The following is a 21,554-nucleotide window of genomic DNA, read 5'->3' on the forward strand; positions in this document are numbered from 1 at the left end:
AATCTACTGGCTCCACGCCCTGTGCCCGCAACGCTTCATGGTGACGGGTTGAAGCGGTTCCAATTACCCGGACGCCGGCATAAAGGGCCAGTTGCGTCAGAATTGTTCCGACGCCACCATTGGCACCATGGACAAGTATCGTTTGTCCCCGCTTGATCCGGGCTTTGATGTCCAGCATTTGCCAGGCCGTAATGCCGTTAACAATTAACGTTTCGACTTCGAGAGGATCAATATCTTCGGGAACTGGTAGCAGGTCGATTGCTGAAAGCAGCACATAACTCGCCCAGCCGCCAGTCTTTGTCAGGGCAGCAACGCGCTTGCCTAGTAAAGTTGCATCAACACCTGGGCCGGTTGCAACGACCCTACCAACCAGGTCATAGCCTGGAACGAAAGGGAACTTTGGCTGCTCATAAGACCTGCCACGGCGCATGGACTGCTCGGCAAAACATATACCGCTGGCTTCCACTTTTACACTTACCTGCCCCACAGTAGGTCATTTAATACGCGGGTTCTAACTAAAAACCCCTCCGGCTCAACGATACCCGGCATGATTACCTCTGTTGTATTAAAGCTGGTTTGTTCTAAAGGTTTAACGTTTTGGTGACCGGTATTGCCCTTAACACGGTTTCCATTTTTTGTAAGTGATTCCATCTTTGCTACTGTTTAATTTAAATGAACAGTACAAATGTAAATGGACAGACTGTAGAGAAATTGTAAGAAAACAAAATGGCTGGTCAATTATGCAACAGCAAATAGCCTCAAGTATGCTGGTTCAGGTCAGACTTATCGTCCAGTAATGTTATCAAAGCGATGCTCTGCAAGAATAAAGTATCTTATGGTTGAGCCGGATAAGTATCAGCAACAACGCAGAAACTTCCATTGTTTAAGTTTTTAATAAACTGCTGAGGCGCCAGGCCTAAGAAATACTGGAAGTCTTTAATCAGGTGGCTCTGATCATGATAATCGTGCCTGACGATTAAATCGAAAATAGCAATTTTCTGATTGTTCCGGGCAAGGATATAAGCAATAACTTCTTTAAAGCGCAAAAAGCGTAGCAGCTCTTTAACAGAATAGCCGGTATGCTTTTGAAATTTCAGCTGAATACTTCTTTCCGAAAGACGGGTATCAGCCGCTATGGCCTTTATCGGGTCAACACAGGGGTCGAAAAACTGGGCCAGGTTACTGATTACAGTCTGCAATACCTGATCATTTTCTTTTAGTAAGTCTATGGCTGACTGGTTAAGTAAGCTGACTCTTTGTTCTGTTGTGGGTAGGGCTGCTAATTCTTTCCAAAGGCGATCAAAACGACCGTCATCTGTTAAAATCTCTGCACTTGTCGGGTCCCCGCCAGTCAGTCCGGTTAAAGGCATACCAAACAAGCGCTGAAAACCATTAAACTTAAAGTTAACAATGAGAGCGTTTGCACCGGGCAGCAGTTCATAGTTCAGCATCTGGCGGAGTGGTCCAATTACCGCGGTGCGTCCGATAACTTGAGTATCCAGAGGATTATTGTGAAAGGAAATGCGTACAGGTACTCCAAAGTTAAATACCAACATCATTTCCAAATTTGGACAAACATGCCTGGTGATAGGTTCTCCATCTGAAGCAACCAGCATATGATAGAAGCTATTGATGACGTCTTCTAATGATGCTTCCACCAAAAATAACGCTTCGTTTATATCTGTTTGTTCCATTATTTCTTTCGTTTTTGTAGCCAGCTCAAGTAATTTTAACTTCTCTGCTCCATTGAGATTGAAATGACAAATAGCTTCATTGATTTACTTCTGCCGCATAGTCAAATGTAACCTATCATAGATGATTACCCAACCGTTTTATTGACCTTCTCTTCTCCTGTGTCGGAATTTGTGATCACCTGCGTTCTGTGAACCATCCCCCAATCAATCATTGAATCGATAACATTTGCAATGTCTTTTCCAGACTTTGTTAACCTGTACTCAATCAGCACCGGCATCTGATTGTAAACCTTGCGCTCTACAATACTGTTCATTTCAAGCTCCTTCAATTCTTTTGATAACATTCGGGGAGTTATCTTTTCCGTACTGTCTAACAGGTCTTTAAACCGGTTCGCGCCCCGGAGGAGCGCTGCGATAATAGGCAATTTCCATTTGCCACTGATAACGTTTAATGTATCTGTTAAAGCCAGAATGTAAACCCGTGGACATTGCGGGCCTTTTTCACTTCCAATGAAATCTTTAAAGTCACTCATACCAGATATTTACAATGTTCAGTATACAAAAGTATACTGATATTTTATGATAACAAGCTATACTAAATATATAAGTACTGGTAGTTTTGTCTATCAAAAACAAAAAATAACATGATACTAGTTACAGGTGCAACGGGGCAGTTTGGCGGGAAAGCCATTGACCATTTATTGAAAAAAGGAATTGAACCATCCCAAATTTCAGCGTTGGTGAGAGACGCAGCAAAGTCAAAGGACCTTCAAGAAAAGGGCATTGAAATAAGAGTTGGAGATTATGCAAATTACGGTTCACTGGTCCAGGCATTTAATGGCATAGCAAAGCTATTACTGGTGTCGAGTAATGACCGGCAGGCTATTGAAAACAGAACAGCTCATCATTTAAATGCCATCAAAGTTGCAAAAGAGGCTGGCGTTAAACACATTGTTTATACTTCTTTTATTAGAAAACCCAACTTTGAAGATTCGGCCATTGCCGAATTTCAAAATTCACATGTCGAGTCAGAGGCGTTCTTAATGAATAGCGGTGTTAATTATACGATCCTGCAAAATGGTATTTATCTGGAAATGATACCGGTCTTTATGGGCGAAAAGGCCGTGGAGAAAGGCACTATCGTATTCCCGGCCCAGAATGGGAGAGCCAGTTACGTGCTTCGGGAGGAGTTAGCGGAAGCCGCAGCGCACATCTTGGCAACGGATGGTCACCACAACAAGCTGTACAAGTTCACGAATACCGATTCGGTCTCTTTCATTGACATAGCGGGTGAGCTATCCAGGGCCATCGGAAAAGAAGTGTCATATCAGTCCCCACCGGCGGAAGAGTTTGAATCAATGCTAAAAAGCTTTGGTGTGCCGGATCAATATATCGGAATGTTCACCACATGGGCTACGGCATTATCACAGCATACAATGGATGAAGATGATCCTACTTTGGAGCGCTTTTTAGGGAGAAAACCAACCACGATGAAGCAGTTTATCGATCAGGTTTACGCACATGCTGATAGTGAAAATGTGTCTCAGGTTTAATAGACATTAATAAAAGCCAACCCGAAAAGTAAAAAGGGTAGAAAGTGTTTGGGAATTGCGAAGAATGGAGATCGTACCATCTTTGCAGTGACAAAACACCTTCTAAACTATTTTTATAACCACTCACTCCAAATTTTCTCGAGCCAGTTCAAGGGTTTTATCGACGCCATTAAGTACATCGGACTTCTTATTTTCACTGATAATTTTCGGCGTAATCCCGATGCCTTCGTAGCTTTTGCCGTCTGATCCGCGGTAGTCGCCTACGCCGATGGTAACAAGCCAACCGTTAGGTAACTGATGGGGGATCACGTCAGAAAACGCACCTGCAGTCGTAGTTCCCATATGGGTGACATTAGCATTCTCCCTCATGGCAAACGTGAAGGTCTCACCCGCACTTATGGTAGTAGAAGTCGTCAATAAGATAACTGGTTTAGTATATTGACTTTTGCCAGCAGGCTCAATAAACCAGTTTATAGCTGCTTCAAACTGATCATGAGCTGGACCGTTTCTTTTCCTGGATGTCATAAACAGTTTTTTGGAACTTGCGAATCTGCTGGCAATGTGCTTACTAACCAAATCGGAACCGCCTTTGTGGTCTCTAATATCAAACACGATTCCTTTCGTTGAAGCCAAAGAGGTGATGGCTTTCTCTATGTTTTTTTCATAAAATGAAAACTCTCCCTGGAACGATTCGATACGAATGTAACCAATTTCTGACGTTAGTTTTCCATAGCCAAAATCCTCCGATTCCTCATGATACTCGATCAGATAATTTTCGCGAATCACTTTAAAATCAAAACCTTCCTGTGCTGGAATGTGCCCATTTTCTCCACTGTTGTAATCTGTCAACGCTGGGCTGTTCGTATAAATATTGATATGCTTGTCATCCAAAAAGTGCACGGCTGAAGATAGGACTGAAAATAATTCCGCATCTGTTTTCGCAGCCTTGGCCATGGGCATATGCGAAGCATATACCTTATTCCAGTCGATATTTTTGACTATGAACAGACCATAATGGCTGTCAAATTTTTCCCACATTTGCCGAAAATTGTTTTCATTGGAATTATCGACCTCAGGTCCAACCATCATTTCCTGACATGAAGAGAAAGAAAAGAGTACGGCCATTAGAATTCCTGCGAGTAGTGTTATTTGCTTTTTCATGAGGAGTTATATGTTAAAAAGTAAAACCAAGAGATACTTGACTGCCTGCTTCCGTGAGGTGTTTGGGTTTGGAGTAATGCATCCAGTACACTGCGTACGTGATATCCAAAGCGATACGTTTTCTTACCCACACGGGATACTTTACCGAAAATCGGGTGTTTTGAAAATGATTGAGTGTTTCAACCTTGTTATTACCCTTAAAGTAGGTTTGCAAAACGGATTCATCAGGTCTTCCAAGCGACTGGTGATAGGGAAGCCGGGTTACCACCGAAACAAGTGGGGTTGCTAGTTCGAAAATGACCGGCTTCCCGTTTTTTAAAAAATAGTCGAACCGCGCTTTGGCATTTAATGAAGCATAATTGATTGTACCGATACTCAGAAATGCCGGTACGTAGGTTAGACTTTCTTCCAAACTTCCCCCCAGGTATAGCGCTTTGGATGAACTCCGTAGTTGTTGCACTTCGTGTAAATACCCCAGCCGTAGGTTGAAACCTATTTGGCTTATTGGAAGATCAAGATGTTCAATACTTTCAACGCCGTGAATATCCGATTCCTTTGCGTATATCACTATGTTGGAACCGGAATTAGTTTTTAACGCCCCTAAAAATACATGGAGATCAGACGAGAAAATCCCCCTTGTTGACTTATGGGAATAGCCCAGCTGAACGTTTGTTCTGATCGACTTAAACATATTGGGAGAATACATAAGATCAGCCGTCTTGATGTAATCAGCTCCTACCCCAATCCGGAATTGGTTTCGCTTATGCAGCGCGTCAATACTGTCTTGACCGTGAACCTGTACCGCAACCAGCAAAAAAGAGAAAGAAAGTTTAAGGAGAAGAGAGCATCGCTGCGAGATAATACCTAATTGGAGGAAAGGTCCTTTTTTGAAAAGCGTAGCTTTTATTTCATGAGCTAAGCTTCGATTAATGATTTTCATTTTCATGGTAATTTGTAAAGTGTTAAAAAATGAGGTAGTGGTAATTAGTGTGAAGATTCGTCCGGAAAAAGAAATGTATACCCTAAAAATTGTGGTTGTTATCGACCATGCCATTTGTTCGGGCGTAGAGTTCGGGAGCAGTAAGTAGTGGCGCAGATGTTTTTTGGTACATGATGGGGTGTTAAAAGGATGCAGGGACGATTACGAAGTAAATATGACTGCATGCAGGCCAGCCTTCCAAAAATTTCGCCTTGGATAGTCGTGGTTGGGCTTCGAACCGCAGTTATTTGAAGATGAGTCGTTAAGGCGGCCAAACTGCACACCGGCAGGCGATTGGCGCCTTGGTCTATAGCCAGAAAGCCCCCCGGGTCTGCACCGGGGGGCTTTTGCCGGGATTACCTCTCCCGTCGGTTTTGAGGACACATGGATGGCGAACTGGCTGTTTTTGGGGCAATACGCCCCGGTCAGTTCGGGCGGTCAACTCAGAGCGGCAGCCCCATATTGGCTGTCACGTAGGCATACGACTTGGTATCGACCAGGGCGGCTCCAATCAGTTTGTACTGCTTTCTTTGGGTCACGTAGCCATCAGCGTCCAGAACATAGTCGTAATAGTCGCCATCGAGTGAACCCTCCTGAGTTATGAGCGTGACCAGGTGCTTGCTCGGCTTACCGAAAATCCGCAGGTAAGGGTCGTGTTCGTTCACTCCTATCACGTTCAACGGATATTTATCGTTCATGATCGGGTTGCCCGCTGCCGGACTGTAGTTGAATTTTGTTGCGAAAGTGCTCGAAAATCCCATTATTTCCTTCGCCGAGATCATGTCCCCATCAGGATTGTAGGCATACCCGAATCCACCATCGCAACTATTTTTATTTTGGTAATTCAGTAACTGGCCCTTCTCATTGTAGACGAATTTCCACTCCCTTAAATAATGGAGAGGAACATTGTTGTTCACAACCGTAATCGCTTCGGCAGATTCGGTGCAGCGGCCGCTGGCATCCAGTATAAAGGTTTCATCCCGCAGTACGATCTTTCCCTGATGCGTAAACGCTCTGATCTTACCGGTGGCGTAGGTGTAATCGGTCTGGACAGCCAATTTGCCACGGACGGGGGTGGTCACATTCAAGAGTCGCCCATCGTTGTCGTATGTCAGAGAAGCCTCACCGTATTTGGTGAGTTTGTGCACCTGGGAGGAGTTGGGAGATATAATCTCTTCGCTGGCTCCCAACCGGGCACTGGCCTCCGGATTGGGGTTGGGGTTGGGGTTGAGCAAATTGTCTTTCTCGCAGGAAGTCAAGATTAATGACAAGGCGAGGGCCAGACCGGTAATGGTTTTTTGAATGGAAGTTTTCATGGATATTGTGTACTGTTCATTTTTTGCCTACTCGATTTCAGGTTTTCGGCGTCTTCTGCATTATTGCGGCACAAAGTTGGGGTGAGTATTGTGGGGCTTCAAAAATTTCGTCCCGAGTGGTTGTAAACAGGGCGTTGAAACGTAGGCTAATGGCGATGAGTCGTTTATGGGCTCCAGTTCACGACTGGTCTGGGTATTCTAGTGTCGTCAAATATGAAATAACCATCCCCTGAAAGCTTATCGTTGATCACCTGCTGACCGATGAACCGCAGAATGGCTTCGCGCTCGGTGAGTGGTTTTTTTGTCCGGCCTTCCCAGTACCGAGGTTCGATAATAGCAATATCCAACACCCCGGGAGGCATGGCCAACTCATACCACATATCGAAATTCGTTTTTGGGCTAGTGTAATGGATCGTACCTCCCGCGACCATTGTGGGAGTAGCGCAAATGCGGGCCGGGTCCGGCGGTTGGATTTTCAGCTGAATGAGTAGGCTCTGTCATGATTTTTGAATAGTTTTTCCGATGAAATTCAGCGCTTTGTCGTGGGTTTCAATCCCATGTCCAACATGAGGGAATACAACGACTTCTTTTAGTGAATTCATGTGTTTTCTGGCATTGTCAATGGACTGTTGGTGGGGAAACAATAAATCCTGATCCCCTTCAAGCAGGTAGGTGTCGACCGTTACCTTGGCCAACTCACGGTCCATGTAGTAGGGCTTTTGCGTGTTATCTTTATATCGGGTTAGGGCAAAAACCTCGTAGTCAACCAGCATTTTTTCGGCGGTTGGGGATAATTGATGATTGGGTTTGGAGAAAACCGCTTTATTTAAAAATGTCAAAACATTCCTCTCACTTGGGCGCAGAATGGGTAGGATGTTGTAATACAAGTTTTTTAGACGGAGAGAAAAGGGTTGCAAACAGCCCGGATTTAACAAAAAAACCGCTTTGATCCGCTTTGGGCTAACAAGGGCCAACTTCACACAAATCAGCCCGCCAAACGAAGCCCCGGCTACGTCTGCCTTGTCAATTTTTAAACCGTCTAGCACCTCAGTTGCCCACCATCCATACTCCAGCGAGCCAATCTCGGGACTGTTCCCCTCACTCATATTGGGCAGCCCGTTGGTTTCGACCAGGTAGATTTTCATGGGATGGTTCAGGTTGTCCAGGCCTCTGTCAAAATCCCAAATGAGTGATGTCGTTCGCGCTCCCGGAAATACAACGAGCGTGTCTGGGTAGTCTTGTTGCGTGTTCAGCCCCCACACGTGTGTGTTCCCTAATGACGTTGAAACGGTGTGCCGTTCGTACGTCCTCCCATTATTTTCTTCCAATCGACTGACCCAATTTTCAAAGTACTCGAAGTCTCGTTTTTTGTCTTTAAAGAGGGAAGTGTGCTTTATTTTGATATCGGCTAAAAGAGTAGGGTCTGGCATGGTTTTGGATTTTTAGGTCAGTCTGGTTAAAGTTCGCTTTTTCATGGAATGCTGTTTAATGTCGGTATTTGAACAATCTACACTAAAAAGCAATTTGGAGTAAACGACAAGCTCTTTTACTAGTTCTTTAAATGAATTTCGGGCATTGATAGTCTAGCTACCTCTTTGACTAAAAGCTGTTTGTCGACTTTCAGCTTCGTCAGAAACGGGGTAATTTCCGCGCCATATTTTCGGTTGCTGACCATGAATAGCAAAATGCCGCGCTGACCAGATTTGGTTTTGACGACTTTGAATCGGAATACGTCCCGCTCCACCAAATTATCCCGTTCATTGGCGGCATTGTTGCCAATCAGACAGTCTATGATTTTCTCACCCGTTACGGGGTTCTTTATCACTTCGTAGTTGACGATTGGATTGGTGCGTTTCAGATTGTCTAATTCGAGTAGTTTGGTAGCAACGGCCTGATCCACAGACGATTCGGTCACGACAAAATCAATACCTACCATCGACTTGTACTTCGGAAAATCATCGCCCGCCATCAGGTACTCCTGTTTGTAGAGCGACGCCTCAGGGTGGGCCGACCAGCTTAACAGATAGGCGTTTTTCTGGACAGAAATTGGGGCCTGAATCCCTAAATAGTTGACAGCAGATTTCGGAGTCTGTGAATAGCCTGGATTGGATAACATTTGCAGGGTCAATAGAGAGATGAAAATTGGATTGGCTGGCATTGGGTTGTTTTGTGAGAAGTTTGTGATTTTGTGAGAATTTCTGGAATGTGCAGGGTTCCTAGATTGATTTCCAGGCAAAACCGGTTGTTTTCTCCGCCCAGTGCAGGGTAAGTTCTGAAAACAGCTCGTCCATCCATTCCGGGTCTTGCGTGGCCTGCCAACCCATGTACCCTTTGGAAATCATAAAAGAATCCAGCACAAACTGAAGCGTATCTTCATTGGTGTAGTCGGCCCCGACGGATGTGTCGGCCCTGAGAGGAGAAAGGTGGACCTCCCCACCTCTGGTCACGAAAAGAATGTGGGAATCCTGGTCGTCATCGACGCTGGCGACGAGTTGGCAAAGTTGGGCGAGGGTTGGGTTCTGGTTTAAGTTCATGGTTGTTTTGTTTGGTTAATTCGGCTGTCCGCCGCGTAATAATGGGTTTTGTTGGCTGCGTCGCGGACCTGTTTCTGCAAGAATTTCATGTCTAGTCGCGGGATTCGGGTGGTTTAACCGTAACGGGGTTGCTACCAGTGGTTTTGTGGAGCGAGCAGGTCATATAGATTCCGAAGCGCAGGCTCTTGTCGGCTACGTCGGGATTGTGGCACAACCGACTGGTCAGTCAGAATCCATTTCGGCAAATCCGTCTTGAAAATGTCCCTGGCGAAGTTCTCCGTCAAATAGGTCACCGATGGTTTTGAGAAGCGTTTGGTCCGTACATTCCAGACCAAGTCGTTTATAGTCATCGCGGAAGTAGCAACTAAACATGGCCCCGTTGATGGTCAAATCCGCACTGATCCAACCCTCTCGCCGATTGATTTTTGGCTCGATGGCTGGATACTGTTTTTGGATCCAGCTCATAAAGTGATCAAACATGACGGGCAACACGGGTTTGAGTTCATAACGGATCGGCGGGGTTTTACCCGCGTTCTGCACCCAACGACCGTGCCAGGGCGGGTAATGCGTGTAGGGATGCACGCGTAGGAGCTCCTTGCCATTACTGTCCGTTGTCCAGTCAAAATACGTGGACAACCAATCTGATGTGGCGTCCTCGGGCAGCACAAAATGAGTAGCCGACCGACGAAATGGAACGGCGTACGGATGATTCGTGGCGAAATCAACAGCAAGTAGGGCGTACTCAGACCGCTGACGCTGATGGTCATAGCGGGTGCCGAGAAATACCAGTTGTGTTTTGCCGGGCGAGAAACCAACCAGTATGGAGCTAACCCGGGCAAATCCGTCTGTGTGTTCTATGGCAGCCTTGCTAATTAAATCGAACGGATGAACCGTCAGTGTGTGTACGTCCAGGACGCTGCATTCATTGACCAGCAGGTAACGTCCGCCCTTTAAGAAACGGGATGCTCCGGAATTATCCACTGGAAAGCTGAATTGAGCCCTTCCTGGCGTTCCGTGTTCATTATCGAGCCATTGGTAGGTGTTAAGGGCGCCGCCGTTGTTGGCTACGGTTGTTACGTGAGCCTGGCCCACATCGGCGGACCGGTACCCGGTTGTAATCAGATACACGTGGTTACTGGACGCCAACACGGCTGGTTCGGGCGCGTCTTTGAGAAACCAAGCATCCCAGATCGTTACTTTTTTGCCATCGCGATCTTTTATTAAGACGGGTTGACCCTGATGGCTGATTTTGAAACTGGATATCTTGGGGGGGCGGCGGGGAATCAGGCTTTCATTGGACTTATGAAATAGGTTTAGACGATAATCCCGCACAAGTTTAGACGTAAGGATCAACGAGTCAGTCGTCTCTGGTTGTACTTTTGTCATTGTCCCTGCCGAGCAGCCGGGCAGGGCAAGAAAACTCGTTAATATTGCCCTAATCCATCGTTGATAAGATTGAGCGGCAATTTTATGAAGCCATGAGGTGCATTGGATAGCCCGACTGAGGTTCATTTTACAGTTACTGATTAAAGTGTAATGATCTTTATGATATTTGACTTTCTCCTTCTATCCAGCACATGCCGGGATCTTAAAACCCAGCTCCCGGTTCAAGGGGATTACTGTCTTCAACTCCTGAGCGGCGTCTAGATTTGCTTCGGTACCGATCATCGGGCTGGCCAGCTGACCTTAGGCAGCGAAGGGATCGTTGTTCAATCCGCTGTCGGTACTCAATCCATTGCGAACCAAAAATGGCGCAAAATAAATGATTTTTACTCCGGCACTAACATCAAGTGCGCCAAACCATTATAGCAGGCTTCCCAGGCTTGTTTGGTCGCCTCGTTCCAGTCGTTACCCAGCCCCACTTCGAGTGTCCAAAGCAGGGCGGCTTTTACGTCTTCGTAATGAGTGGGCTGGACACCGTATTCTTTGTGGCTCCGGCCCAAAGCTGCGATTTTCTGCCCCAGGTTATCGGGCAGGTCGATGCGGGACACGATGAGGCTGAGCATGTCGAAAAATTTCTGGTATTGGGCATCCATCGGCCCTTTGAAAAGTGGGCGCAGAAACGGATACATGAAAAACAGCCGTCCGTAAAACACATCTCCCAGTAAGGTGGGGTTTACCTCACGCAGTAGTTTCCAGGTCTGTTTGACTAGTCGGACTTGTTGTTGGGTCATTGGAATGGGCATAGCAAGTCGGATATGGATGATATGGCAGTAAAGTAAGACGACGTGGAGTCTTAAATCCAGTATTTCCGCACGAATCGTTAATTTTAAACCATGAGTCGTTTTCAGGCAGTTTTGAAGGTTACTCACGAAAAGAGGCTTTACGATTGCAAGCTGGTTTCGCGTCATTGGTGGTCGATTTTCGACGGCCTGTACCCAAAAATTGTGCCGGGTACTACTGAAAATGACAGATTTACGGGTACATTTAATTTCCTTTCCCAGCCTTTATCATGAATGCCCTGATTATCGAAGATGAAAAATTAGTAGCGCAGGAACTGGCAGCCAGTATTGCCGAAGTGGATCCGACCATTAACCTGGTGGGGATTGTGGGCAGTGTGAAGACTGCCCTGAGCTGGTTTTCCGAACACGCCGAACCTGATGTGATATTTGCCGACATCCAGTTGGCGGATGGGGTCAGTTTCACCATTTTTAGTAAGTACCCGATTTCTTGTCCGGTCATCTTTACAACTGCCTACAATGAATACGCTATTCAGGCTTTCAAGGTCAACGGTATCGACTACCTGCTCAAGCCCGTTGACCAAGATGAACTCAGGCAGGCCATTGGCAAGGCCCGGAAGCTTGCCAGACCAACGGGCCCGGCCGGACTCGATGTGCAAAAGCTAATGGATGCGCTCAACCTGCCTTCACCCTTCAAACCTACTTTCAAAGAGCACTTCCTGGGCAGTGCCCGCAATCGGTGGGTACCCGTCAAAATAAGCGACATCGCCTATTTTGTCCGCGATCAACTGATTTTTCTAGTCACCAACGCCGGCGAACGCTACATACTGGATTATGACTCCCTCGACGAAATCGAACAGTTGCTCGATCCCGCCGTGTTCTATCGGGCCAGCCGGCAGTGTCTCATCCATATCAATGCCGTACAGACGCTGAAAGGCCTGGCCAACCTCAAGCTGCAACTCGTCCTGAAAGCGCCCAACCAGTCGTTTGGCATCGACATCAGCCGGGACAAAGCACCCACTTTTCGAAAATGGCTGGAAAAATGAGAGTCTACATTCCCGTATTTGTCGTTTGGCTGATTGGGCTGCTAATGGGTCTGGGCAATCGCACAATGGCTCAGGAACGCCCCCCCCACTTTGAATTCGGGCATATTCGGGAGCAGGACGGGCTTTCTTCCCGCAAAGTCTACAGTCTGCTGCACGACCGGGAGGGTTTTATGTGGGTAGGCACCAACAATGGCCTGAACCGCTACGATGGCACTCATTTTGTTAAGTTCCGGCACCAGCGCAACAACCCCCACTCGCTGCTCAACAACCAGGTGTACGCACTGTGCGAAGACAAGCGGGGGCGAATCTGGGCAGCCCATGAAAACGGAGTCAGCAATTACGATAAAACGACCGGTCGGTTTGAGCACATCACCACCGTCGACAACCAGCCCCTAGGCGTTTGCAAAAACGCTCGCTGCGATCGGGCGGGCAATATCTGGTTCACCAGCCGCAATCGGGGCCTGTTCGGCTATACCACCAAAACGGCAGCGGTGCACTACTATACTGCCGAGGCAACCGACCGTACCGGGGGCATCCGCACCCTGCCCAACGGGTTGGTGGAGGACCCTGACCAGCCGGGTCTCTGGATGGCGGAAGCGCATGGCCTTCGTTACTTTGACACGGTAAAAAAACAGTTTATCACTTACCGCAACAACTCCCGGCACAGTCCGGTACTGACGCCCAACGACGTGTCGGCCCTGGCAATGGATGGCAACAGGCTGCTGATAGCCGACCATACCGACCACAGCATTCTGATCTATGACCTGCACGGGCAGCGGATACTGAAACGCATCAGACCCGATAGCCCGCAGGACCGGGCCGATTTTTTTGGATCTTCTATTTTCGTAGACCGGCGGCACAACCTGTGGGTGAGCACCTGGGGAGGCAAATCGTTTCATATCAACACCCGGACGGACCGGGTGACGCGCCTGGGCCACGCCCAATCCGAGCCCAACGCCCTGGGTTCCGACATTATTACATCGGCTTGGCAGCAATCCGACGGGACCATCTGGCTCGGTACGGTCAACGGCCTGGCCTACACCAATCCGGAAAGGGCGTTGTATGACGTGTATGACCTGGAAGCGTTGTTTCCAGCCCTGACCGATGAACGGGGAATCATGTCCTTCGCTGAAGACCCGGACGGGTCATGGTGGCTGGGCACATCCATCCGGGGGCTGCTGCACTACGTCCCGGCTACCAACCGGCTAGATGTCTACCGCCTGCCTGAGCAAACCGCCCAGTACCCCTGGGGGATGCCTATTATAGGTCTCCACCATTGGGGGGAGGAGATACTTGTGGGTTCTGCTACGGCAGTTTATCGTTTTAACAAACGAACACACCAATTTCGATCGATAGCATTACCCCCGTCAGCCCGTTCTGTTTCTTTGAGAACGTTTCGGCTCGTCGGCAATCAGTACTGGGTCTTTGGTGATGGAAAACTTGCGTTTGCCTACGATATGGCCCGGCAGCAATGGCAAACTTTTCCGATCAGGTCAGCGAGTACCGACCCCCGGTTTGTGGTGCGACAGACGCTGCTCGACCGGCGGGGTAATCTGTGGCTGGACATTCACCCCGAAGGGTTCGCGCGGTTCTCTGCGCAGAAAAAAGAATTTATCGTGACCGACGCAGGCCAGGCTGGTTATGAAGCTACGTTGAACTCCCTGACCGAAGACCGGGACGGATCCTTTTTGATGGCAACTGATATGGACGGTCTTGTCACCTACGACCCGGTGCGCCGTCGGCATACCGTTCGGGTCGAAAACGAAGCCATGACCTTCAGCCAATGCACGGCCGCCCAGTCCGACCGATTCGGTAACACCTGGGTGGCTGACCTGAATCTTTTTTCGGTGATTACTGCGGGCAGAAAACAGGTATTCAACTTCAGTCTGCCCATCAATGCGTACACCACCATCTACAGTACCTACCTGTTTCCGATGCAGAATGGTCACATCCTTTCTGCTCAGAAAGGCCATCTGGTGGAGTTCAAACCCCAAAACCTGCGCCCAGCCCACCGACCGGAACCCGTGCTGCTTAACCGGCTTGCTCTGAACGACACCACATTGTTACTGCACAGCCCAACGCCTCCCATCCGGCTGAAATCCGACGATAACTCGTTCATGATCGAATTCAGCACGCTGGCGCCATCGGCTAACCAACACTACCGGTATAAACTGGAAGGCTACGACGGCTGGAAAGAGTCGGGCACCCAGACCAACGCCGTTTACACCAAACTGCCCGGCGGGGAGTATGTATTCCGGGTCTTTGCCGTTGCAGGCGACCTGCGGAGCCTGGAAACTACGCTGGCCATACACGTTGACACGATTTTTTATAACACCCGCTGGTTCCAGGCACTGCTGGGGGCGGTGGTTCTGGCTTTATTGTACAGCTTGTACCGGTACCGGCTCCGGCAATCGGCGCGGTTGCATCATTTCCAAATCCAGATGACGCGGCTGGAGCGTGACAAGGCCGAAATCCAGTACCACAACCTGATCAACCACCTCAACCCCCATTTTCTGTTCAACAGCCTGACCTCGCTCAACAGCCTCATTCTGACCAAGCCCAAAGATGCTTCTTTGTTTCTAAGAAAACTGTCGGTGATTTACCGCTATATTTTGCAGAATAAGGACTCGGAACTGGTGAGTCTCCAGGCCGAGCTTACTTTCGCCCAAAACTACATCGACCTGCAAACCACCCGGTTCGGCGAAGGCCTCCACATCAGCATCAGCATCAGCCCCGACTCTCTGACCCAGCGAATTGTGCCCGTGACCCTGCAAAACCTGCTCGAAAATGCTATCAAGCATAACATCGTCAGCGACGACTGCCCCCTGGACATTCTGATTTACACTGAAACCGACAGGTTGTTCGTACAAAACAGCCTGCAACGGAAGAATTTCGTTGAAACGTCCAACAAGCAGGGTTTGAACAGTCTGAAATCACTGTACCACTACCTAAGTCCCCGCAAAGTTACCGTTGATGAAACAGCTACTGAATTCAAGGTTTCGGTGCCGCTGCTTTAAGTCGTAGTTCCACGAAGTAGAACCGGGTGGCGTGAATATGGTAACCAATCGATGTCTGCAAATATTGATAATTGTACCCGCTGAAAGTAGATTGGCATTTGGATTCAGAAGAATATCGTCAGTTAATATTGATCATTCCAAATGAGCGCATCAAAAAGTGTGTAAGATTCATGCCGCACGATGGAAGAGACGGCCGGTTATTTGAATGTGCAGAGAGCCGTTTTTGAAAAGATTGACATGAAAAACAGCACCTATGAATAGCGATACCCACCGTATTTTTTACGTATCCGTCCGTTTATAAAGGCAGATTAGCCTGATGTATAGTTGTGTCAGCAAAAAAGAAGGCGGATGCTAACTTTGATTGGAGCGAAAGGAATAATCCCGGCGCTCAGAAGATGATAGCGTTTAAGTTCTTCAATTATATTCATTCATGAAGTTGATTTTAGTCATCACGCAAAGCTTATTGATCATACATTATGCGATGTACGGCGGCCTGTTGCGGCCGGTGGCAGATGCCGTTCCTGCGAGAGAATCGGCACTGATCACGCATCTCGTAAAAGAGGCAAATCAACCTGGGGCGTATTCGGAAGGTGATGTTTATCTTTTGGTAACTGTAGGAAAAACTGCGTATATAGCCGAACTGAGATCCACAAACCTTGTGAGCACGTCAGATGCGAAAGTACCCAGTGGGGGATTTTGCCGCGACTATGCAGAGGTAAATGTAAAACTGCTGGACCTCAACAGAAAAGAAACGTCACAAGGTGCGGCTCAGGTGCTGAGGTGGCAAAAGAACAAATGGAAAATGATTGCTTTGTCGGAAGGAGATTACGCGTGTGACAAATTGAAAGGAATTCCACAGGAAGTCAGGAAATGTCTGAACGTTGAATGCAATTGAATTAACAGAAGGCCCTCATGAAAACATTCCACCTCGTCGCATTTTTATTGATGTTGTTGCTGACGTGGAGCTGCGGCGAATCGAAGACTGAAGCAGAAAAAAGCGGAAGACTTCAATATGTGAAAATATTGAAATATGGGGCAGCTGGCACGCATGGCGGTCAGGGGTGGTATGTTGATGACCGCATACTTACCGTTGATGACAAAGAATGGAAGCCTTCGGAAATCAGAGCCGAAGACATCAGCGGTTGCCATGCAAGTCCAAACCAAACGGTGGAAGCACTCAATTGTCACAGTTTCGTAGGCGGCCGGTCGCGCGCTTTGATTTTGAGAATTAGAAACGGTAAACCGGAAGTTGTACTGGCTTCGGATGACAATATCAGCAATGGCAATAACTTGGGTGAATGGGTTGGTGATGGTCACTGGTTGTTATTTACCAACTATTTTTTCAATGTGGAAACTTCCGAACGTGTTAGAATATTGGGATTGCCCGATGACCCGGAGAATCACTTTGTGGCGGCGTCGCCCGACTTAAAAACGATTATTTACAGGGAAACAGGTTTTGACACACGATACGATCTTCCGCCACCGAGGGAATCGCAGGATGCTGAAATAAAAGAACAATACGACCTCTTTTATGATCACATCAAAAAGGGGATCGTCGCTTTCTGGCTAATCGATGCGCCCTCTGGAAAAACGAGACTTCTTGAATTGAATACGAAAAAATATCCGGCGCTTGTAAGGACCAGCGACCATTCATGGCTTAACAATTTTCGAAAAATGATGATTTGGAAAAAAGATAAGGACGGCAAGGATCAGCTTATCTATCCAGATTGACCTCTTTTTTGGCACAATTGAAAAAATAAAAATACTATGAAAACTCTGGCGATTGTATCCATTTCATTGTTGATACTGGGCTTTCTATTTGTCAACTGGGCTAATAAACCAGGAAAGGTGGAGGCTTTAAAGCAACAGCGTGCTGCTGATGCGCTTAAAAAAATGGACAAGCAGCTATCTGATAGAAAAGTATCTAATAAGGCCTTATTACCTGCCCTGTGTTGGCACCAAATACACTTTTTCGGAAACCATACTCCAGCTGTTTCATCGTAACAGGAACTTCTCCCGGGAAATAGGGAAAATATTGTGGAGAATCCTCGATCACGGTTGGACTCACTGCATTAATTCGGATCCCATCTTCTAACTCAATAGCCGCAGCCCTTACAAATGCTTCAATTGCTCCATTGGCAGCGGCAGCATTCGAGAAATTTAGTTGCGGATCTATTGTTAAAGCCCCGGCAATTAATGTAAATGATCCTTTTGGTTTAATATAACGCTGTCCAATCAGTACTAAATTAACCTGGCCCATCAATTTTCCTTCGATCCCTTTTCTAAATTCCTTGTCGGTCATTTTTTTCCAGGGACCAACATATGACGGCCCCGCTGTCGATACAAGCGCATCAAAGGGTCCGGTTTGCTCGAATAGATTTTCAATAGACTCCAAAGAAGTAATGTCCGTCTGGATATCTCCACCGCCAGAGGCGACTCTTACTATTTCGTGCTCTTTTTCAAATGCGGTTGCTAAATGCCTTCCCATGGTACCCGTGGCACCAACAATTATAATTTTCATATTTATTATTAGATAATTTTTAAATTTTATTGCTATATCCTTCATTTGGTAAAATGAAAAAAGGTAATTCGCTTAGTGTCGGACTATCCGGTTTCGCAGCTACGTGGCTTAAATGCATTATCACGCTGAGTCTATTTATCATCAGCAGGGTCCACCGGATCAAGGACACGGTCATACCGATGATGCTGATAGTAATTACAATGACAGTATTCATCAGCGGTCCTATTTAGAATTGAATTCTTCCAGAATCATTTTCTTACTAACTGTCAGGCCGACGGCAGTTCCCTTTGCTACCGCATTTGAGACAGTACGCATACGTGATGCATTATCGCCGCATGCAAAAACTCCTTCGATTGTCTTCTGCTGAAAAGGATCAATCACCAGGTGTCCTTCGACAGTTAACTGGCATCCCAACGATTCAGGGATCGGGCAGTGCTGTTCGAAAGGAGCGGATGCATATATGGTTTTCAAGGAATACCGTGTGTGATCTTTAAAACTGATATGTTGAAGCTCCCCATTGGTATGATCCAATCGTTGAATCAGCTTATCCACTATTTTTATGTGTCGTTTGTCAAGCTGGCCAGAATTCCGGTTTTTTCATCCCTTACTTCGTATCCATGGCAATAGGGGCAATGAAGGACCGATATTCCCCAACAGGCAGAAAATCCGTCAATGTCAGCCATCGTATCTCTGATGCCGGTAGCAAAAATCAGCTTCCCTGCCTGGTAAGTTTCCCCCGATGCCACGGAGATTTCAAAACCGTTTTTAGTTTTTATTCCCCCGATCGCCATTCCGTTGATAACTGTAATGGTGTCATACAGTTGTACTTGCTGTTTTCCAATCATTAAAATTTCTGAGGGCTTTCTTCCATCGTGCGTGAGAAAGTTGTGTGAGTAAGGTGTTTGTTTATTACAGGGATCACCACTATCAATAATGAGAACCTGTTTTAAAGCTCTACCCATTGACATACCTGCGGCAAGCCCGGAGTAACTTCCTCCGATGATTATCACTTCAAAAGTTTTATTTTTCATAGCTTTATCTCCCCAGATATTCAGGCTCTTGTATTTTTATCTTCCCCAGAAATCAAACCGACCAAACGATTCACCAAGGGCAATCCGGCGAATACAATCCAGGGTACCAGTAAAATCGTCAATATCAAGGTTCTCTGATATAACGGCAAAGTCGCCAGTGGCTCGCCCACGAAGTATAAGAAAACAGTTATCGATGGATAGATCACTACCCAGATTTTCAAAGCTGTAATCCATTTAATTTTTGTTGTCATACTATATTTCTTATGTTATTTGTCTGTTACAAAAGTAGTTTCGGGGACAGCATGCAGGGTAGGACAAAAATTGAGTTGTGTAGGATTCTCATTAAATCCTTTGATATTTTAATTTCCTGAGGGACTGAGCCAATTTCCTTAACTTTAAATATCAAATTGCAAGTTTTGACAGGACGGAAAACCTATGCAAAAAAAAAACGATGAAGGCCATTCCGATCAGACATATCGCCGATACATATCCGGATCAAAATATCCCCGGCCGGTTCAGCATCAGGAATATTAGTGATGTGCTTAGCGGAAACGATTTAGTACACGATCTTCACAAACATGACTTTTACTTTATTCTGGCAATAGAAAAAGGCCAAGGTGTTCATGAAATCGATTTTCTGCGTTACGAAATCCACAATAATGCCGTGTTTATCCTTCGCCCCGGTCAAGTTCATCAACTTCAATTAACGGCAGATTGTGCAGGTTATATAATAGAATTTGATAACTCTTTTTATGGACCAAAAAGCACCATCGCAGAACACCAATGGAGGAAAGCCACCAATAATAATCATTGCGAAGTGGAAGAGGTCCGTTTTAAAAAATTGCTTGCCTACCTTTCAAACAGCTTTACCGAGTATAACTTAAAGCAGGAAGGGTACCGTGAGGCAATAAAAGCAAACATGGATCTTTTCTTTATTGAGTTAGTAAGGCAAAGCCAAAACGCTAGCAAACTATCATCAGAAGTTACTTTATACACCCAGGATCGTTATGAGGAGTTGCTGAGTTTATTGGATGCAAATATCACTGAGGCGAAAAGTGTTTCGCAATATGCTAGATTGTTGAACTTATCAGTATATCAGCTGAATGCAATTACTAAGGCGTCTGTTGGTAGAACAACAATAGGTTTAATTAACGGGCAGATCATTTTAGAAGCAAAAAGATATTTGCTGGCAACCCCCAACCAAATCAAGGATATCGCTTGGCATTTGGGATACGAGGATATATCTTATTTCATACGGTTCTTTAAAAAACATACCGGGTATACGCCAGACGCATTTCGTAAAAATTTCAAATAGATCCTATTCAATCAATTTATCGCACTTTTGGTGTTCAGTTCTCGTGTAATTGTTATTTGAAATTGGTCTCAACTTGACTTTTAAATGGTTTATCTCAAGCGAAGTTTTGAAATGCACCCTGGGGTTACCAAATAGTCTTTGTCCTATACTTTTCTTTTCCATTTTGTATTTAACGTGAGTTCGGGATAAGAAATTTAATCATTTTTTATAAAAACAGGGAAAATATTGGTATATTTAAGTATCTGACATTCAAATATTTAACCAATAAATTCCCGTGTTTTCAAAGGATAAAGTTACCGAAATATTTTGCATTGTAGACGATTTTACGAAGGAATTTGAGTCACGAATCAAACATATGAAATTGGCTCAGCTTGCCTCGGATAAACCGCACAGAAACAGAGCTTTATCCATGTCCGACTCTGAGATATTGACCATTTTGATCTGTTTCCATTTAGGAGCTCATAGAACTTTTAAGCATTATTATCAACAGATCGTGCAGGACCACTGGGCGGATTTATTTCCTAAATCGTTGTCTTATAACAGATTCGTTGAGGTACAGAGTCGTTATTTTATTGTTTTGGCTTTATTCTTGAAAGAAAAATCCTTGGGAAAATGTACAGGCATCAGCTTTATGGACAGTACCACAATCAAGGTTTGCAGAAATCAGAGAATTCATAACCACAAGGTATTCAATGCCTTAGCTGAAAGAGGAAAGTCTTCGATGGGCTGGTTTTTCGGCTTTAAGCTGCACCTGATTTGCAATGAAAAGGGAGAATTACTTTCATTCTATTTGACCAAAGGCAATGTGGATGACCGAAATCCCAAACATATTAAAAAGCTTACTGAACAACTTTTCGGCAAGATCTATGCTGACAAAGGTTACCTTTCAAAGGCGCTTTGGGAAATGCTATTTGCTGATGGAATTCAATTAATAACCAAGCTTAGAAAAAACATGAAAGGGCATATTATGGAGTTGAAAGACAAGCTTTTACTAAGAAAAAGAGCCATTATTGAAACTATAAATGATGAATTGAAAAATCTGTGTCAGATCGAACATACTCGACACAGATCCGTGAATAACTTTATAATGAACATTTTAGGCGCATTAGTTGCTTACTGCTTCTTTCCCAAAAAACCGTCACTTAATATTCAAAAAGTCAAAACAAACCAACTTTTTCTAACCGCCGCTTAACCCGAATTCACGTTA

The 21,554-nt window shown here is 45.9% G+C and carries 22 protein-coding genes; 7 read left to right on the plus strand and 15 right to left on the minus strand.

The genetic code is table 11. The features are described 5' to 3' along the window. The 3 genes from ABIO93_RS13150 to ABIO93_RS13160 all read right to left on the minus strand — a co-directional run. A partial coding sequence (locus ABIO93_RS13150) for an alcohol dehydrogenase catalytic domain-containing protein (RefSeq protein ID WP_348068305.1) occupies positions 1–487 on the minus strand: 487 nt, incomplete at its 3' end. 346 nt (positions 488–833) lie between these two features. Next, on the minus strand, positions 834–1,694 hold the full coding sequence (locus ABIO93_RS13155) for a helix-turn-helix domain-containing protein (RefSeq protein ID WP_348068307.1): 861 nt from the start codon (positions 1,692–1,694) through the stop codon (positions 834–836). Between the two features lie 125 nt (positions 1,695–1,819). Further along, entirely contained in the window at positions 1,820–2,227 is a 408-nt protein-coding gene (locus ABIO93_RS13160; protein ID WP_348068309.1) for a helix-turn-helix domain-containing protein, read from the minus strand. A gap of 111 nt (positions 2,228–2,338) precedes the next feature. Between ABIO93_RS13160 and ABIO93_RS13165 the strand changes: the two genes are divergently transcribed. Beyond that, positions 2,339–3,247, plus strand: coding sequence for an SDR family oxidoreductase (locus tag ABIO93_RS13165; protein WP_348068311.1), 909 nt, complete (start codon positions 2,339–2,341; stop codon positions 3,245–3,247). A gap of 123 nt (positions 3,248–3,370) precedes the next feature. Here the strand turns inward: ABIO93_RS13165 and ABIO93_RS13170 are convergent, their stop codons facing one another. The 9 genes from ABIO93_RS13170 to ABIO93_RS13210 all read right to left on the minus strand — a co-directional run bounded on the left by ABIO93_RS13170 (position 3,371) and on the right by ABIO93_RS13210 (position 11,588). Next, positions 3,371–4,408 carry a S41 family peptidase gene (locus ABIO93_RS13170; protein ID WP_348068313.1) on the minus strand — a complete coding sequence of 346 codons (1,038 nt, stop codon included), beginning with the start codon at positions 4,406–4,408 and terminating at the stop codon, positions 3,371–3,373. A 13-nt stretch (positions 4,409–4,421) separates the two neighbouring features. Then, positions 4,422–5,348, minus strand: a complete 927-nt coding sequence (locus ABIO93_RS13175) for a hypothetical protein (protein ID WP_348068315.1) — start codon at positions 5,346–5,348, stop codon at positions 4,422–4,424. A gap of 482 nt (positions 5,349–5,830) precedes the next feature. After that, complete coding sequence (locus tag ABIO93_RS13180) at positions 5,831–6,703, minus strand: DUF4595 domain-containing protein (RefSeq protein ID WP_348068317.1); 873 nt, start codon at positions 6,701–6,703, stop codon at positions 5,831–5,833. A gap of 164 nt (positions 6,704–6,867) precedes the next feature. Beyond that, a complete protein-coding gene (locus ABIO93_RS13185) occupies positions 6,868–7,083 on the minus strand; it encodes a hypothetical protein (RefSeq protein WP_348068319.1) in 216 nt (71 codons plus the stop codon). A gap of 117 nt (positions 7,084–7,200) precedes the next feature. Beyond that, positions 7,201–8,133, minus strand: a complete 933-nt coding sequence (locus ABIO93_RS13190) for an alpha/beta hydrolase (RefSeq protein WP_348068321.1) — start codon at positions 8,131–8,133, stop codon at positions 7,201–7,203. Positions 8,134–8,252: 119 nt separating this feature from the next. After that, positions 8,253–8,861 (minus strand): hypothetical protein, encoded by a 609-nt coding sequence (locus ABIO93_RS13195; protein WP_348068323.1) that lies wholly within the window; start codon positions 8,859–8,861, stop codon positions 8,253–8,255. Between the two features lie 58 nt (positions 8,862–8,919). Continuing rightward, the gene (locus tag ABIO93_RS13200) at positions 8,920–9,237 is read right to left on the minus strand and encodes a hypothetical protein (protein WP_348068325.1); all 318 of its coding nucleotides are present in this window, start codon (positions 9,235–9,237) and stop codon (positions 8,920–8,922) included. A gap of 222 nt (positions 9,238–9,459) precedes the next feature. Beyond that, positions 9,460–10,569 carry a hypothetical protein gene (locus ABIO93_RS13205; RefSeq protein ID WP_348068327.1) on the minus strand — a complete coding sequence of 370 codons (1,110 nt, stop codon included), beginning with the start codon at positions 10,567–10,569 and terminating at the stop codon, positions 9,460–9,462. A gap of 437 nt (positions 10,570–11,006) precedes the next feature. Continuing rightward, entirely contained in the window at positions 11,007–11,588 is a 582-nt protein-coding gene (locus tag ABIO93_RS13210) for a globin domain-containing protein (protein ID WP_348068329.1), read from the minus strand. 101 nt (positions 11,589–11,689) lie between these two features. On the opposite strand from ABIO93_RS13210, the gene ABIO93_RS13215 reads away from it, so the two are divergent. The 4 genes from ABIO93_RS13215 to ABIO93_RS13230 all read left to right on the plus strand — a co-directional run bounded on the left by ABIO93_RS13215 (position 11,690) and on the right by ABIO93_RS13230 (position 17,211). Next, positions 11,690–12,463 (plus strand): LytTR family DNA-binding domain-containing protein, encoded by a 774-nt coding sequence (locus ABIO93_RS13215; RefSeq protein WP_348068331.1) that lies wholly within the window; start codon positions 11,690–11,692, stop codon positions 12,461–12,463. Beyond that, a complete protein-coding gene (locus ABIO93_RS13220; protein WP_348068333.1) occupies positions 12,460–15,480 on the plus strand; it encodes a two-component regulator propeller domain-containing protein in 3,021 nt (1,006 codons plus the stop codon). The genes ABIO93_RS13215 and ABIO93_RS13220 overlap by 4 nt, the downstream gene beginning before the upstream one ends. Positions 15,481–15,910: 430 nt before the next feature. After that, the gene (locus ABIO93_RS13225; protein WP_348068335.1) at positions 15,911–16,375 is read left to right on the plus strand and encodes a hypothetical protein; all 465 of its coding nucleotides are present in this window, start codon (positions 15,911–15,913) and stop codon (positions 16,373–16,375) included. A gap of 17 nt (positions 16,376–16,392) precedes the next feature. Further along, a complete protein-coding gene (locus ABIO93_RS13230) occupies positions 16,393–17,211 on the plus strand; it encodes a hypothetical protein (RefSeq protein WP_348068337.1) in 819 nt (272 codons plus the stop codon). 193 nt (positions 17,212–17,404) lie between these two features. On the opposite strand, the gene ABIO93_RS13235 is transcribed toward ABIO93_RS13230, so the two are convergent. From ABIO93_RS13235 to ABIO93_RS13245, 3 genes are all read right to left on the minus strand, one after another. After that, positions 17,405–18,046 (minus strand): short chain dehydrogenase, encoded by a 642-nt coding sequence (locus tag ABIO93_RS13235; protein ID WP_348068339.1) that lies wholly within the window; start codon positions 18,044–18,046, stop codon positions 17,405–17,407. Between the two features lie 177 nt (positions 18,047–18,223). After that, the gene (locus ABIO93_RS13240; protein WP_348068341.1) at positions 18,224–18,553 is read right to left on the minus strand and encodes an FAD-dependent oxidoreductase; all 330 of its coding nucleotides are present in this window, start codon (positions 18,551–18,553) and stop codon (positions 18,224–18,226) included. 5 nt (positions 18,554–18,558) lie between these two features. Then, the gene (locus tag ABIO93_RS13245) at positions 18,559–19,032 is read right to left on the minus strand and encodes an FAD-dependent oxidoreductase (RefSeq protein WP_348068343.1); all 474 of its coding nucleotides are present in this window, start codon (positions 19,030–19,032) and stop codon (positions 18,559–18,561) included. Positions 19,033–19,483: 451 nt separating this feature from the next. Between ABIO93_RS13245 and ABIO93_RS13250 the strand changes: the two genes are divergently transcribed. Further along, the gene (locus tag ABIO93_RS13250) at positions 19,484–20,347 is read left to right on the plus strand and encodes an AraC family transcriptional regulator (protein ID WP_348068345.1); all 864 of its coding nucleotides are present in this window, start codon (positions 19,484–19,486) and stop codon (positions 20,345–20,347) included. Positions 20,348–20,621: 274 nt separating this feature from the next. Further along, a complete protein-coding gene (locus ABIO93_RS13255; RefSeq protein ID WP_348068347.1) occupies positions 20,622–21,539 on the plus strand; it encodes an IS982 family transposase in 918 nt (305 codons plus the stop codon). Positions 21,540–21,554 lie beyond the last annotated feature (15 nt).

The organism is Dyadobacter sp. (genome assembly GCF_039919315.1).
Taxonomy (GTDB): Bacteria; Bacteroidota; Bacteroidia; order Cytophagales; family Spirosomataceae; genus Dyadobacter.